The 14365-nt window shown below is 69.3% G+C and carries 11 protein-coding genes and 1 tRNA gene; 4 read left to right on the forward strand and 8 right to left on the reverse strand.

Going from position 1 to position 14365, the window contains the following annotated elements; translation table 11 throughout:
- Nucleotides 1-10 precede the first annotated feature (10 nt).
- Genes ACESK8_RS04240 through ACESK8_RS04250 form a run of 3 tightly spaced genes read right to left on the reverse strand, consistent with a single transcriptional unit; the run spans nucleotide 11 to nucleotide 4397 of the window.
- Nucleotides 11-1447, reverse strand: a complete 1437-nt coding sequence (locus tag ACESK8_RS04240; protein ID WP_372967416.1) for a CDP-glycerol glycerophosphotransferase family protein — start codon at nucleotides 1445-1447, stop codon at nucleotides 11-13.
- Entirely contained in the window at nucleotides 1444-2697 is a 1254-nt protein-coding gene (locus tag ACESK8_RS04245; protein WP_372967417.1) for a CDP-glycerol glycerophosphotransferase family protein, read from the reverse strand. The genes ACESK8_RS04240 and ACESK8_RS04245 overlap by 4 nt, the downstream gene beginning before the upstream one ends.
- A gap of 56 nt (nucleotides 2698-2753) precedes the next feature.
- Nucleotides 2754-4397, reverse strand: coding sequence for a trypsin-like peptidase domain-containing protein (locus ACESK8_RS04250; protein ID WP_372967418.1), 1644 nt, complete (start codon nucleotides 4395-4397; stop codon nucleotides 2754-2756).
- 100 nt (nucleotides 4398-4497) lie between these two features.
- Between ACESK8_RS04250 and ACESK8_RS04255 the strand changes: the two genes are divergently transcribed.
- Complete coding sequence (locus ACESK8_RS04255) at nucleotides 4498-5697, forward strand: aminotransferase class I/II-fold pyridoxal phosphate-dependent enzyme (protein ID WP_372967419.1); 1200 nt, start codon at nucleotides 4498-4500, stop codon at nucleotides 5695-5697.
- Nucleotides 5698-5704: 7 nt separating this feature from the next.
- On the opposite strand, the gene ACESK8_RS04260 is transcribed toward ACESK8_RS04255, so the two are convergent.
- Entirely contained in the window at nucleotides 5705-6517 is an 813-nt protein-coding gene (locus tag ACESK8_RS04260) for a carbon-nitrogen hydrolase family protein (protein ID WP_372967420.1), read from the reverse strand.
- A gap of 79 nt (nucleotides 6518-6596) precedes the next feature.
- On the opposite strand from ACESK8_RS04260, the gene ACESK8_RS04265 reads away from it, so the two are divergent.
- Nucleotides 6597-6670: transfer RNA gene (locus tag ACESK8_RS04265), tRNA-Met, on the forward strand.
- A 174-nt stretch (nucleotides 6671-6844) separates the two neighbouring features.
- The gene (locus ACESK8_RS04270; RefSeq protein ID WP_372967421.1) at nucleotides 6845-7438 is read left to right on the forward strand and encodes a hypothetical protein; all 594 of its coding nucleotides are present in this window, start codon (nucleotides 6845-6847) and stop codon (nucleotides 7436-7438) included.
- A gap of 63 nt (nucleotides 7439-7501) precedes the next feature.
- Here the strand turns inward: ACESK8_RS04270 and ACESK8_RS04275 are convergent, their stop codons facing one another.
- The 4 genes from ACESK8_RS04275 to ACESK8_RS04290 all read right to left on the reverse strand — a co-directional run bounded on the left by ACESK8_RS04275 (nucleotide 7502) and on the right by ACESK8_RS04290 (nucleotide 12278).
- On the reverse strand, nucleotides 7502-7762 hold the full coding sequence (locus ACESK8_RS04275) for a hypothetical protein (RefSeq protein ID WP_372967422.1): 261 nt from the start codon (nucleotides 7760-7762) through the stop codon (nucleotides 7502-7504).
- A gap of 8 nt (nucleotides 7763-7770) precedes the next feature.
- The gene (locus ACESK8_RS04280) at nucleotides 7771-8163 is read right to left on the reverse strand and encodes a hypothetical protein (RefSeq protein ID WP_372967423.1); all 393 of its coding nucleotides are present in this window, start codon (nucleotides 8161-8163) and stop codon (nucleotides 7771-7773) included.
- Nucleotides 8164-8242: 79 nt separating this feature from the next.
- Nucleotides 8243-11137 (reverse strand): UPF0182 family protein, encoded by a 2895-nt coding sequence (locus tag ACESK8_RS04285; protein WP_372967424.1) that lies wholly within the window; start codon nucleotides 11135-11137, stop codon nucleotides 8243-8245.
- 46 nt (nucleotides 11138-11183) lie between these two features.
- Nucleotides 11184-12278, reverse strand: coding sequence for a PDZ domain-containing protein (locus tag ACESK8_RS04290; protein ID WP_372967425.1), 1095 nt, complete (start codon nucleotides 12276-12278; stop codon nucleotides 11184-11186).
- A gap of 117 nt (nucleotides 12279-12395) precedes the next feature.
- Between ACESK8_RS04290 and ACESK8_RS04295 the strand changes: the two genes are divergently transcribed.
- Nucleotides 12396-13823 (forward strand): zinc-dependent metalloprotease, encoded by a 1428-nt coding sequence (locus ACESK8_RS04295; protein ID WP_372967426.1) that lies wholly within the window; start codon nucleotides 12396-12398, stop codon nucleotides 13821-13823.
- Nucleotides 13824-14365: the final 542 nt, after the last annotated feature.

Genomic DNA, 14365 nt, shown 5'->3' on the forward strand with positions numbered 1-14365 from the left:
CGGGGAGGCGTCACCGCGTCACGTACCCCTGGTCGAGGATGCGGGCGACCACTCGCTCGGCAGCATGGCCGTCGTCCCGGGAGTTGAACTGCGCACGCCACGCCATGTACCGCGCCCCGAAGGTCTTCTCGTGCTCGGGATCGGCCAGCGCGTCGACGAGTTCCTTCTGCGACCCGACGAGCGGTCCGGGTGCTCGCGAGGCGAGGTCGAAATAGAACCCGCGCAGCTGACCCCGGTAGTGGTCGAGGTCGGGCACCAGGAAGTACATCGGCTTGCCGGTGACGCTGAAGTCGAACATCACGGAGGAGTAGTCGGTGATCAGCGCGTCGGCAGCAAGGAGGAGCTGAGAGGTCTCGGGATACCCGGTGACGTCGATCACCCGCGCACCGGCGCGATCGCGACCCGTGTCGATGGTGCGTGAGTGGCCACGGACGAGCACGACGGCATCGGTCTGCCGTGCGAGCTCCTCCGGATCGACGAAGTCGACCATCTCCGTGCGGTCGTCACGCCACGTCGGCGCGTACAGCAGCACCCGCTCGCCCTGCTCGATGCCGAGCGCCGCGCGGATCGATGCGGCGTCCCCCGTCACGAGAGCGTCATTGCGGGGATACCCCTCGACCCAGATGGGTCGCCCGAAGAAGGCATATGCCTTGCGAAGGATGCGCTCGGAGTAGGTGTTCTGCGCGAGGAGTACATCCCAGCGGCGCGATTCCTTGACGACGGCGGCCATCCGGCGAGGATCGAAACCGGGCCGGTGCAGCGCGAGGCGCTTGAGCGGTGTGCCGTGCCAGGTCTGCAGCACCCTCTGACCGGGCTTGCGGGCGAATCGCCGACGCAGCCAGTCGTTGACAATGAGCAGGCGCGAGGCTGCCCGCGCACGCCACCACTCCGGGCTCCCCTCCACCACCGCTACCGCTCCTTCCGGCACCGCCACCGAGAGGTCCACCACGCTCCAGTACCGCACGACGTCGGGCGCCTGAGCGGCCAGTGCCCTGTCGATCGCCTGCGGGTTGCAGCCGACGCTGCGGCCGTAGAAGCTCTCGAAGAAGACGGCGTTCTCGGTGGCGCCGGGATGGGCGACGTAGCGTCCCTCCAGGGTCGATTGCCCCTCCGCCGTCTCGTAGGCCGGATCCACCGGCGCCGCGATGCGCGCCACGGAGCCGCGTACCGCCACCCGCACGCCGGTGAGCACCTGCGCGGCCACGCTCAGGTCGTCGAGCTCGGCATCCGCCACCGCGATCTCGTAGTCGCCGGTCGGCAGCGGCAGCTCCGCTCCGCCCCACCGCGAGGCTCGGAGCGGGAAGGTCGCCTTCCAGGTCTTCCCTCCCCCGGTGATGCGCGCATCGACACGTGCACGCGGCCCGATCAGCTCCGCCGAGGCAGGACGCTGACCCTCCCCTGCGATGATCAGCGTCTCTGCCGCCTCATCGATCCGGGCCGTGGTCATACTGCTCCCTTCGGCGCGGGGATGCCCCGCGCGCGGATCGTCTCATACACGCGTCGGGTGTTGCCGCCGTCGCGGAACGCATGCATCTCCGCGCTGAGCGTAGCGGACCGCTGCGACCTCGCGGCGAACACGCCGTCGTCGTCGAGCACCGCCGACAGCTCCGCGAGGAGGGCCTGCCAGTCGCCGGCCGCATCGTCGCCGGCCACATCCCGGAACCGGCCGTAGAAGCCGCGCGTGCGGGCGTACTCCTCGGCATCCGGAGCCAGGTACAGCACCGGCATCGCGAGCAGTCCGACGTCGTACGCGAGAGAGGAGTAGTCCGTGATCAGCACGTCCACCGCAGGGAGCACGGGGGTGACGTCGGCGAGCACCCCTGCGCCCAGCATCCGCACCCTCGAGCTCGGCAGCGGCGGGGCGTACGCCCCCTCCCCGAGCGGATGCGAGCGGACGAGCAGCACGGCGTCGCGCTGCTCGAGCACGCGGATGATCTCGATCCACTGCGCCGCATCCGGCACTGCGGGGTCTGCCGCGCCGTCACGCCAGGTGGGCGCGTACAGGATCGTCCGCGTCGACGGGGCGATCGGGCCGGCGGCAGCCGAGAGAAGAGCGGATGCCGTGGCTCGACGCTGTGCGGCACTCCCCGCCGAGAGCACGTCGACGCGCGGCTCCCCCGTGACCACCACGCGATCGCCGCCGAGGGCGAAAGCCGACTCGAGGCGGCCGCGCGAGCGGTGGGACGCGGCGGGAAGAACTCGGATGCGCTGCGCGGCGCGGCGGTAGAGGATGCCGATGAGTCGGCGCAGCACGGGCGCGCCCGGCACCTGCGGCACCTGCGTCGTCGCGGGAGAGTCGAGGCCGATGCGCTTGAGCGGGATGCCGTGCCACAGCTGCACCACGAAGGCACCGGAGATCGCATAGCGGTTGACGTCGCCCAGCCCGTGCGTCACCACGATCACCCCGGCGCGGGCGGTCGCCCACCAGCCGCGGAGTCCGCCCTTTCGGACGGTGCGCAGCCCGAGAGCCGCCGCATCCCGGTCCTCACGGTCGGAGGAGGTGAGCCACAGCGTCGCGTGTCCTTCGCCCGTCGCGAGGCGATGCAGCGCGAGAGCGCCGTCCCCGATGCCGGCGCCGCAGCCGAACACCCAGCGCTCACCGCGAGGGACGAGGAGAGTGCCGATGCGCCCGGCGACGTAGAGCGGGATCCGAAGCAGCTTGGCCGCATTGCCGGAGCCGAAGGAGAAGGACGCCACCCCGCGAGCCTATCGCGGGGTGGCGTCCTTCTCTGCGAGCCGAGGGGATGCGGCGGTCAGCCGGCGAGCTCGCCGAGCGTCACGTCGGCCTCGAACTCCTTGCCGTTGCGGATGTAGGTCACCTTCGCGTCGCTGCCCGCTGCCGCCGCCCTGACCTGGGCGGTGAGGTCGCTCGCGCTCGTGACAGGCACTCCGTTGAAGGCGGTGACGATGTCGTCGGCCTTCAACCCGGCATCCGCCGCTGCGCCGCCGGCGGTGACGTCGGCGATGTACGCGCCTGCCACGGACGCGTCCTCGACGCTCGCCGCATCGCGCACCGAGGCGCCGAGCAGACCGTGGCTCGCTGCGCCGTCGGCGATGATCTCCTCGGAGACACGCTGCGCGATGTTCGCCGGGATCGCGAAGCCGATGCCGATGGAGCCAGACTCCTCGGAGCTGCCCGAGCTCGCGATCGCGACGTTGATCCCGATCAGCTCGCCCTTGCTGTTGACGAGCGCGCCACCGGAGTTGCCGTGGTTGATCGCCGCATCCGTCTGGATCACCGCGATCGAGATGGTGTCCGTGGTCTGCTGGCTGGGGTTCCCTGGGAGGTCGAACTGGAACGGACCCTCTCCCTCGCCGTCCTCCGGCGCCTGCTGGTCCTCCTGGGGAGCGTCCTCCGAGGAGGAGTCCGGCAGTGCGGACGAGGCGATCTGGATGCTGCGGTTCAGCGCGCTGACGATGCCGGTGGTCACCGAGTTCGACAGACCGAGCGGCGCGCCGAGCGCCACGGCGGTGTCGCCGACGTTCAGCTTCGACGAGTCCGCGAAGTCGATCGGCGTCAGGTCGGACGCATCGGTGAGCTTGATGACCGCGAGGTCGTAGATCGGGTCGGTGCCGACGACGGTGGCCGCGAAGATACGGCCGTCCGAGGTCGTGACACGGATCGTCGGATCGGCGGCTGCGCCTCCGAGCGTCACGACGTGCGTGTTGGTCAGCACGTAGCCGTCATCGCTGATGATGACGCCCGACCCGCTGCCGGCCTCGTCGGCGCCCGCCACCTCGATCGTGACGACCGAGGGCAGGGCCTCGGTGGCGACGGCCGTGGTCTCGTTCACCGAGCCAGGGTTGTTGACGGTCACCGTGTCGGGTCCCTGAGCGACGCCCGTGGACCGGTCGTCGGAGATGCCGTTCAGGATCGCGCCCCCACCGAATCCGGCGACTCCACCCACGAGGGCTGCGGCGACCACGATCGCGGCGAACTTGACCCCGGCGCGCGGCTTCTGGTCCTTCGCCTTCACGGAACCGTCCGACGCCTGCTCCGGCGCGGTCGCGGTGTGGATGCCGAACGCCGCCCCCGGGGCCGTCGCGACCGGTGCCCCCGGGTGAGAGGGGCCGGTCTGAGCGGGCGCACCGTACGGGTGGTGCTGAGGGGCGCTCCCGTTCGTCGGAGCGGGCGGCACGAATGCGGCCGGCGTCTCGAACGTGGGGGTCGGTGCGGCGGCGTCCGGCTGTGCGGTAGCCGACGGCTGTGCGGTAGCCGACGGATGCGACGGCTGCGACGGCGACGATGCGAAGGTCGACGGCACCTCGTGTCCGTGGCCCTGGATGTCAGCGGCGGCACCGGTCGTCGAACGGTCGACGACCTCTGCTGCCTCGGTGGGCGGCACGGCGTCGTTCGACGCGGGTGCCGAGTGGTCCTGGGTGCTGTCTTCGTTCATGGTGTGTGCTCCTTCAACAACGCCCCTTCAGAGTGACGCCTGTATCTGTGCGTTTCGTATGGCGAAGATGAGTTTCCGCTATGGCCTTAGCCTGTTGTTCATGAGTGTCATCCCCGGCGCATGGCGGCGCACGGCAGCGGGAGCCGGTCTGCTCGCATCCGACGGAACCGTCGCGCCCACCATCTTCGCAGAGATGTCGGCCGCCGCGGCCCGAACGGGCGCGATCAATCTCGGTCAGGGATTCCCCGATCAGGACGGTCCGGCCGAGGTGCTCGAGGCTGCGCGTGAGGCGATCGCCCACGGCGCCAATCAGTACCCGCCGGGTCGCGGCATCCCCGACCTGCTCGCTGCGATCAGCCAGCATCAGCGGCGCTTCTACGGCCTCGAGGTCGACCCGCAGCGCGAGGTGATCGTCACCGCAGGGGCGACCGAGGCGCTGACCGCGACGATCCTCGCGCTCATCGACGGTCCGGACGACGAGGTCGTCGTCTTCGAGCCGTACTACGACTCGTACGCTGCCGCGGTCGCCCTCGCCGGCGCCCGCCTGCGCACGGTGCCGCTGCGCGCTCCCGACTTCCAACCCGATCTCGACCGTCTCGCGGAGGCGGTCACGGACCGCACCCGCATCATCCTCGTCAACGACCCGCACAATCCCACCGGAGCGGTGTTCGATCACGCGGTGCTCGCCGAGGTGGTGCGGCTCGCCGAGCTCCACGACGCGATCATCGTCACGGACGAGGTCTACGAGCATCTGGCCTTCCGCGCCCCGCACACCCCCATCGCCACGCTTCCGGGCGCGGCGGAGCGCACGCTCACCATCTCCTCGGCGGGAAAGACGTTCTCGGCCACCGGGTGGAAGGTCGGCTGGGTGCACGGCCCTGCAGAGCTCATCACCGCCGTCCTGACGGTGAAGCAGTACCTGACCTACGTCAACGGATCGCCGTTCCAGCCCGCCATCGCGGTCGGGCTGCGTCTCGGCGACGACTTCTTCGCGGATGCCGCATCGGCACTCGCTCACAAGCACGAGATCCTCGGTGCCGGGCTGCGATCCGCGGGGTTCACGGTGCATCCGCCACAGGGCGGCTACTTCACGGTCGCGGATGCCACGGACCTCGGCGGAGCGGATGCGGTCGCGTTCTGCCGTGCGCTGCCCGAGCGTGCGGGGGTCGTCGCGATCCCGCTCGCCGCGTTCGTCTCGGACGAGCGGCGCGGCGACTACGCGGGTCTCGTGCGATTCGCGGCCTGCAAGCGCGTCGAGGTGCTCGAGGAGGCCGCGACGCGGCTCGCGTCGAGCTTCTGACTCCCGGTCAGCGGGGCGCGACCGCGTAGCGACGCACCCGCAGCGACGGGTTGACCGCCCGCACCCGCTCGATGGCGGCGCGCTCGACCGCCGCCACGGCGATGCCCTCGGCCGTCCCGACTCCCGCCAGCACGACGCCCTGCGGGTCGATGATCTGCGAGTGCCCCACCCCGATCGGCGTGGGATGGTCCGCAGCGATCACGTACGTCGTGTTCTCGATCGCGCGTGCGGCGAGCAGCGTGGCCCAGTGATGCTCCTTGAGCGGACCTCGCACCCATTCGGCCGGCACCACCAGAGCATCCGCTCCGGCGTCGACGAGCGTGCGCGCCACCTCGGGGAAGCGCAGGTCGTAGCAGGTCATCAGACCGAAGCGGATGCCGGCGAGATCGAAGGTGGCGGCACCCAGCTCCCCTGCCTCGATCCAGTCGGACTCGGTCTGTCCGAAGGCGTCGTACAGATGCTGCTTGCGGTATGTCGCGAGGATCCCGTCGCCGCGCACCGCAACGAGGGTGTTGCGCACGTGCTCGGAATCCGTGGCCCTCTCGACGAGGCCGGCCACGATCACGACGCCGTGATCGGCCGCGAGCGCCGCGAGGGTCGAGACGAAGTCGCCGTCGAGGGTCTCCGCATTCGCCGCGAGCGTGTCATCCATCGGGTCCACGAAGTAGCTCGAGTACTCGGGGAACACGATCAGCCGGGCTCCCCGTGCTGCCGACTCGGCGGTGAGCTGCGCGATGCGCTCCCGGTTATCCGCGCGTGATGCCGTCGGCGCGAACTGGCAGACGGCGACGGGAACGGCGGCGGATGCGGTCTCGGTCATGCCCATATCCTTCCTCATCCGGCATGGCGCGGCCTCGATTCGCGCCCTCCTGATTCGCGTGTTAGGCTATAAAACGTGCCGCGGGGTGGAGCAGTTCGGTAGCTCGCCGGGCTCATAACCCGGAGGTCGCAGGTTCAAATCCTGTCCCCGCAACGAGAATGCGACACAAGAAAGGCCCCTGATCGGAGAGATCCTGATCAGGGGCCTTTCGCATGCGACCGAGCGGCGTCCGTTCCCCGCGAAGTCGGCGAGATCTGCGACCGAGTCGCCCGCGCATCCTCTGGCTAGACTGTCCCACCGAACAGCATCCACGAGGGGACGTCCACCATGACGCAGACACCGAACACCGCCACGGCGAACCCTGACGCATCCGCATCCCGCCCATCGCGGCGGGCGATCATCGGCCTCTGGATCGGTGCCGCGGCACTGCTCCTCTCCGCAGGGCTGATCGTGCACTTCCTGCCCGTCCCTGCGCTGCTCGTCGCCGCCGCAGGCGCTGCGCTCCTTGCGGTCATCGCTGTGGTCCTGGGAATACGAGGTCAGCGCTCCTCGGTGCCGCGCACGGGCAGCGCGGCCCTCCTCGTCGCGGCGACCGCACTCATCGTCGATCTCATCCTCATCGTCGTGATCGCCGTGGGTGTGCTCACCGGCAGCAGCGGACTCAGCCAGGTCGAGGTGAGAGCCACGGGCGGCCCCGCCTTCACCGTGTCCTACGCGGACGACACCCAGTCGTACGACGAGGAGTGGTCCGACAGCGGCTGGAAGCAGTACACGACCACGGGCGATACGGCTGAGATCACCGTCACCGCATCGGACGATGACGCAGTCGCGACCGTGAGCTGCGAGATCCTGTGGAACGGCGAGTCGGTCGTGGAGCAGAGCGGCGTCGGCTCCGTCACCTGCCGCTACGACGCGAACTGATCGGGCCGCCCCTCCGCAGCCGATCTCCCGGACGGCGAGAGACCGTGTCCGAGGCGATGGTCCTCAGCTGCCGCCTCTGTCGATCACCGGGTGCTCCAGATCCGCATAGTCGACGAGGATCGTCGCACGCTCCGCGGGCCGACACTCGCGGAGGTACAGTCGCTGACCGCCGACGTACCGAGCATTCTCCGGCGCGTCCGGGTTCGGAGACGATTCGTCCCGCACCGCCATGCGAGGGACCGACACGTCGAACGGCACATCGAGGAAGATCGTCGCGTCCCAGACCTCGCGGAGCTCAGCCCTGTGCAGGAAGATGCCGTCCACAAGCAGGATCACTCCCCGGGGCACCGGATGCCGGGGACCGGTGAAGACCGCATCCGTCTCGACATCGTGAGCGGCGGGCAGATACGTCCCCGTCCCGGCTCGGAAGGGGCCACCACGTCGTGAAGGAAGCGGTCGTAGTCGTAGGAGTCGCGCCAGAAGCCCTCGGCAGACCCGCGGCCGCGCCGATACCGACGCTCGCGCTGATGGTGGAAGCCGTCGATACTCACTCGCACGACGCGATCGGACTCACGCAGGACGGCGGCCAGGTCATCGGCCAGTCGCGTCTTTCCCGCGCCGTCGACGCCGTCCACCCCGACGATCACGGAAGCTGCGAGGGTGGGTCGCGGGATGCGTCGAGCCAGATCTGACAGGAAGAGCGACCGCTCCTTCGTCTGCGTCATGCGTATCTCCGTGGATGGATGATGGATGCAGAATGGGCGCCCCCGAAGGGGCGCCCATTCTCGTGATGTCACAGCAGGGTCACTCCCCCGCGGCCGACTCCAGTTCGAGCAGCGTGTTGACCGCATCCGTGAGGCGCTTGTCCGCCTCGGCGAACGCCTCGAGGTCGCCGGCCTTCAAGGCGGTCTCCCGATCGGTGAGCGCCTGCTGAGCGGCAGCCAGCGCTTCCGCCTGGGCGTCGGTCGGCTCGGTGGGCTCGGTCGGGACCTCGCCGGTCTCGGGATCGGGCTCCGTCGGCTCGACCTCGTCATCGCCGCCGGTCGCACCCGCGTCACCGCCGAACAGGGTGTCGAGGGCCTCGGTCAGAGTGTCCTCGAACGCGACCTTGTCTCCGAACGCCACGAGCACCTTCTGCAGACGCGGGAGCTTCGTGCCCTCGGACGACTGCACGTAGACCGGCTGCACGTAGAGCAGACCGCCACCGACCGGCAGGGTCAGCAGGTTCCCGTACAGGACCTCCGACTCTCCCTGCTGCAGCAGGTTGAGCTGCGGCACCACGGCCGTGTCCGAGTTGTAGGTGTTCTGCACCTGACCTGGACCTGGAACCGTCGTGTCGGTGTCGATCTCGAGCATCCTGAGCTGCCCGTATCCCTCTGCCTTCACGCCGGCCTCTGAGCCGGCATCCGAGTCGACGGCGAGGTAGCCCATCAGCACGTCGCGGTTGCTGCCGCCCTGCGCCGACGGGATGAAGGTCGAGAACATCGAGAATCGCGGCGAATCCTGCCCCGGCATCTGCATCGTCAGGTAGTACGGCGGCTGCAGCACCGCGTCGCTGCGCGGGTCGTTCGGGGTCTGCCAGCGGTTGTCCTGCTGGGCGAACGATCCGGCGGTGTCGATGTGGTACGTGCCGAGCACGTCGCGCTGCACCTTGAACAGGTCGGTCGGGTAGCGAACGTGGCTCATCAGGTCGCCGGACATCTCGCTGACGGGCTTGAGCGTCGACGGGTAGATCTTCTGCCACGTCTGCAGCACCGGATCCTCCGCATCCCAGGCATACAGGGTCACGGAGCCGTCGTACGCGTCGACCGTCGCCTTGACCGAGTTGCGGATGTAGTTGATCTCGTCGATGGCCAGCGTCGGCGACGGGACGTTCGAGTCGGCGATCGCGTCGGACAGGCTCACGCTCGTCGAGTACGGGTAAGTCGAGCTCGTTGTGTACCCGTCGATGATCCAGACGATCTTGCCGTCCACGACGCTCGGGTACGGGTCGCTGTCGAGCTCCAGGTACGGCGCCACTTTCTGCACGCGCGTCTTCGGGTCGCGGTCGTACAGGATCTGCGAGTCGTCGTTCACGAGGTTCGAGAACAGGATCTGCTCGGACTGGAACTTCAGCGCGTAGAGCAGCTTGGTGAAGGTGTTGCCGATCTTCGGTCCGCCGTCGCCCTCGAAGGTCGTCTTCGTCTCGTTCGAGCCGTCCTTGCCGCGCGGGTAGTCGATCTCGACCGGGTCGGCACCATCGGGGCCGCCGACGATCGAGTACTCGGGCGAGGTCTCGCCGAAGTACACGCGGGGCTCGAACTTCTCGCCGTCGGTCAGGAATCCGGATGACGGGATGCCGCGCTCGAGGAACACCGGCTCTCCGTCGCTGGTGCGCTGGTTGCCGGCGGCGGCGACGAGGCCGTAGCCGTGCGTGTAGACCGCCACGCGGTTGTTCCAGTTGGTGACGTCGACGCCGTCCATGTCGAGGTCGCGCACCGACACCACGGTGTCCTGCATGACGCCGTCGATCTCATAGCGGTCGACGTCGAGGTTCTCCTGGAACTGGTAGTAGCCGCGGTACTGCTCGAGCTGGCGCACAGCCGGGCTGATCACGGCGGGGTCGACGATGCGGATGGATGCCGTGGTCTCGGCGTCCTCGCGCAGCTGCCCTGCCTCGGCATCCGTCTCGGCCTCGAACGGCGTGGTCTCGAGGTCTGCGACCCCGTACGCCTCCTTCGTGCCGTCGATGTTCTTCTGATAGAACTCGGCCTGATAGGCGTTCTGGTTCGGACGCACCTGGAAGGTGGTCACCGCCCACGGGAAGCCGACGCCGACGACGAGCGAGGCGACGATCAGCAGCGCGGTCGCGGCGAGCGGGAAGCGCCACCTGCCGATGACGGCGGTGACGAAGAACAGGATCGCGACGATCGCGGCGATGATCGTGAGGATCGCGAGACCGGGGATCGTGGCGTTGACCCCGGTGTACGCGGGTCCGACGATCCGGTCGTCCTGGGCGACCAGGGTCTTGTAGCGGTCCAGCCAGAGGCTCGCCGCCTGCACCAGGAGGTAGAGGCCCGCGATGACCGCGAGCTGGATCCGTGCCGGCTTCGAGATGCGCAGCTCGCCCTGACCGATGCGGACCGAGCCGTACAGGTACGACACGAGCGCCGTCACGATGAGCGTGAGCAGCAGCACCGCGGAGACGAACGCGAGGAGGATCGAGTAGAACGGCATGGCGAACATGTAGAAGCCCGTGTCCATGCCGAACTGCGGGTCGGTGGCGTCGGTGGCGACTCCGTTCGCCCACAGCCACACCGTCTTCCACTGGCTCGCCGCGGAGAACCCGGCGAACAGCCCGAAGAAGATCGGCATGCCCCACATCGCTAGGCGACGCAGCGGCTCGATGACCTCCTGGTACCTGTCGAGCTGCGAGCTCAGGCGCACGTAGACGGGCCGCAGCCGGTAGGCCAGCTGGATGGCCACGAACAGCGGCACGGCCATGCCGAGGAACCCGACGACGAACATCACCGCCGTGGCGAACCATTGAGTGGTGAGCACTCCCGCGAAGCCCACCTGGTCGAACCAGAGGAATTCGGTGTAGAGCGACGCGAAGACGAAGAAGACGGCGATCAGCGCGGCGATGATCGCCAACGAGATGCCGAAGATACGTCGCGAGGTTCGGGGAGTGGCCGGGTTCGGTGCGGAAGTCGAGGTCACTCTTCCATCCTAGGCTCGCCTTACTGTGCTGCGGCTGTCATCCCAGTCACGGGGAGGTCACGACGTCGCAGGACGGGAGCGAATCGACGTCGCCGCCCTCGGCGATGACATCCAGCGCCGAGAGGGATTCCTCGAGCGTGCCGGTGCTGATGACCGTGAGTCCGTCAGGCACGTGGCCGACCACCTCATCGCAGTTCGTCGTGGGGGCGAGGAAGTAGTCGGCTCCCGCATCGCGGGCACCGTACAGCTTCTGGCGGATGCCGCCGATCGGCCCGACCGTGCCGTCCGCCTCGATCGTGCCGGTGCCTGCGACGTTCTCCCCGCCGTTGAGCTCCCCCTCGGTGAGGGTGTCGATGATGCCGAGGGCGAACATCATGCCCGCGCTCGGGCCGCCGACGTTGTCGAGCTGCAGCGTGACGTCGATCTCGAAGTCGTAGTCGGTGCGCAGGGTCACCCCGATCAGCCAGGTGGTCACATCCCCCTCGACCTGCTTCTCGGGAGTGACCTCGACGACCTTCTCCTCGCCCGCCCGCTGCACGGTCAGTTCGACGGGGTCGCCGCCGGCATCCTGGATCGCCTGGCGCAGCTGCTTCGCCGACGTCACCGCCGTGCCGTCGATCGCGGTGATGACGTCCTCCGCCTCGATGCTGCCCTCGGCCGGGGCGTCCTCGACGACCTCCTGGACCACCACGGCCGCGCCCGTGTCGTAGCCCAGCTCGCCGAGAGCCGCAGCGGTCGCCTCGTGCTGGGAGTCGACCATCAGTGTCGCGTTGCGCTCATCGCGCTGCTCCGTGGTCACCCCCTCCGGGAACACGGACTCGAGCGGCACGACGGCTCGCGACGAGTCCATCCAGGCGAGCGCGAGCTCGAACCAGCTCGGCGTGCGCTCGCGATTTCCCACGACCTGCACGGTGGTGAGATCGAGCGAGCCGGCGGTCTCGAACGTCTCCGCTCCCTCGACCTGGATCAGGGGCACCTGCTCCCCCTCGGGGCCGGCCGCCGTCCCGAGCGTGTCGTAGACAGGACCCGGTCGCTGGATGACGTACGGCGTGGGGAGGAAGGTCAGCACGACCAGCGCGATCAGCGCCACGATCAGCGACCAGACTCCCAGTCCGAGCTTCACAGACCGGGTTCGGTCCACAGGTTTCCTCCGTCGTTCGCGGGCGGCGTACAGCGATCTGCCCGCGTCGGGGTCTCGGGGCCGCTCCTGTGACTAGCGTAGATGCCACGGCTTCAGACGTGCTGAGAGGCGAGCGACATGTCAGACAACGACCCCACCCCCGAGGACTTCCAGGAGTTCCTGCGACGAATGATGGCCGGCCAGGGCGCCGGTGACATCGACCCCGAGGCGCTGCAGAACGCCTTCTCGGGCATGGACGGGCTCGAGCTCGACCCGGCCATGATGCAGACCATCATGGCGCAGCTGCAGGGAGCGTTCGGCGGCGATCCGTGGGAGAACGCGCTGCGACAGGCTCTCCACATCGCGAACCGCGACGGCCTCGGCATCACCGACGGCTCTCGCACCTCGCTCGTCGATTCGTTCGCCCTCGCCGACCTCTGGCTGAGCGAGGCGACCACCATCTCCGAGCTCGCCGAAGCGCCCAGAGCCATGACGCGAGGGGAATGGGTCGAGGCGACGTTGCCGGTGTGGCAGGAGATCGCGGGACCCGTCTCGACGAGCATCGCCGATGCGCTCACGAGCGCCCTCGACACCCAGGTGCCCGAAGAGATGCGCGGCGTCGTGCAGGGCGCGGGAAAGCTCATGCGGGGCCTCGGCGGCTCCGTGTTCGCCGCGCAGTTCGGACAGGTGCTCGGCAACCTCTCGCTCGAGGTCGTGTCCGGCGGGGATGTCGGCATCCCCGTCCTGCCCGCGGGCACGGCGGCCGTGATCCCCCAGAACCTCACCGCCTTCGGCGAGGGACTCGAGATCCCCGAGGACCAGATCACCCTCTACCTCGCGACCCGCGAGCTGGCGTATGCGCGGCTGTACCGGCACGCCAAGTGGCTGCACCTGCACGTCATGGCGCAGATCACCGACTTCGCGCGCGGTGTGACGGTCGATGTCGACGCGCTCGAAGACGTCGCGAGCCGGCTCGATCCCTCCAACCCGGAGGAGCTGCGTGCGGCCATCGAAGGCGGCGCCCTCCTCCCGGCCCAGACGGACGCGCAGCGCGACGCCCTGGCGCGGCTGGAGAACCTCGTGGCGACGATCGACGGCTGGGTCGATGTGGTCACCGCACAGGCGACCTCCCGCCTCCCGGACGGGGCGCGGATCGCAGAGGCGGCTCGACGCCGTCGCGCCGTCGGCGGTCCGGCCGAGGATGCTCTCGGCGCGCTCGTCGGACTCAAGCTCCGACCACGCCGACTGCGTGAGGCCTCCGCGATGTGGCAGGCGATCACCGATGCGGTGGGCATCGCCGGACGCGATTCGCTGTGGGACTACCCCGACCTCATGCCCACGTCGGACGACATCGACGACCCGACAGCGCTCGTGGCCCGACTGCAGGCCTCCGCCCGGGGCGAGCAGCCCGTCGCAGACGAGTACGACGAAGCCCTCGCCCGGCTGCTCGACGGCGACGACTTCTCGGGTGCGCAGGGAGACCGCCCCGACGAGGCCCCCGAGGCCCCGCGCGACGGGGACGACGACGCAGGAGACAGCGGCACCGGGGGCGACCGCCCGGTGTGACCGTCCGGCGTGACCGGGCGCACTCTTCCTCCACAGGGGTGTGACCGGCCGCGACTTCTCCACGGATGACCGGAACGGCACCCTTCGATACCTGCGGATCCGCAGAATCGTGGGATGTCCCCGCTGACTCCTCCCACCACGACCCGCTTGGACCCTGCCGTCCCTCTGCTGTGGCGAGACGGCGAGACGCTGCAGATCGGCATCGAGGGGACCCTGCGGATCGCCGCATCCGAGCCGTGGGTCGAGAGACTCGTCGCTCGCATGGCCGCCGGGTTCCGCCGCGCCGCCTTCGACGTGATCGCACATGCGGCCGGCGCGCCGCGCGCGGAGGCTCGACTGCTGCTCGCTCGCCTCGAACCGCTGCTCGTCGACGCCCCGCAGATGCCGCGCGCGGCATGGGTGGAGAGCATCCATGTGCTCGACGGCCGCTGCGAGTACCGGATGCGCGACGCGCTGCTCGACGAAGGGGTCGAGGAAGGATCCCGCCGCGATCCCGCGCACATCGGCGTCGTGCTGGTCGAGGGCGCAGCCGCGGCGCTTCA

Origin of the sequence: Microbacterium sp. (assembly GCF_041641055.1) — a bacterium.
GTDB lineage: Bacteria > Actinomycetota > Actinomycetes > Actinomycetales > Microbacteriaceae > Microbacterium.

Bases quoted from the DNA above. Each gene is read 5' to 3' on its own strand.
- ACESK8_RS04240 (WP_372967416.1), bottom strand. From the start codon at position 1,447: ATGACCACGGCCCGGATCGATGAGGCGGCAGAGACGCTGATCATCGCA.
- ACESK8_RS04250 (WP_372967418.1), bottom strand. From the start codon at position 4,397: ATGAACGAAGACAGCACCCAGGACCACTCGGCACCCGCGTCGAACGAC.
- ACESK8_RS04255 (WP_372967419.1), top strand. From the start codon at position 4,498: ATGAGTGTCATCCCCGGCGCATGGCGGCGCACGGCAGCGGGAGCCGGT.
- ACESK8_RS04260 (WP_372967420.1), bottom strand. From the start codon at position 6,517: ATGACCGAGACCGCATCCGCCGCCGTTCCCGTCGCCGTCTGCCAGTTC.
- ACESK8_RS04270 (WP_372967421.1), top strand. From the start codon at position 6,845: ATGACGCAGACACCGAACACCGCCACGGCGAACCCTGACGCATCCGCA.
- ACESK8_RS04280 (WP_372967423.1), bottom strand. From the start codon at position 8,163: ATGACGCAGACGAAGGAGCGGTCGCTCTTCCTGTCAGATCTGGCTCGA.
- ACESK8_RS04295 (WP_372967426.1), top strand. From the start codon at position 12,396: ATGTCAGACAACGACCCCACCCCCGAGGACTTCCAGGAGTTCCTGCGA.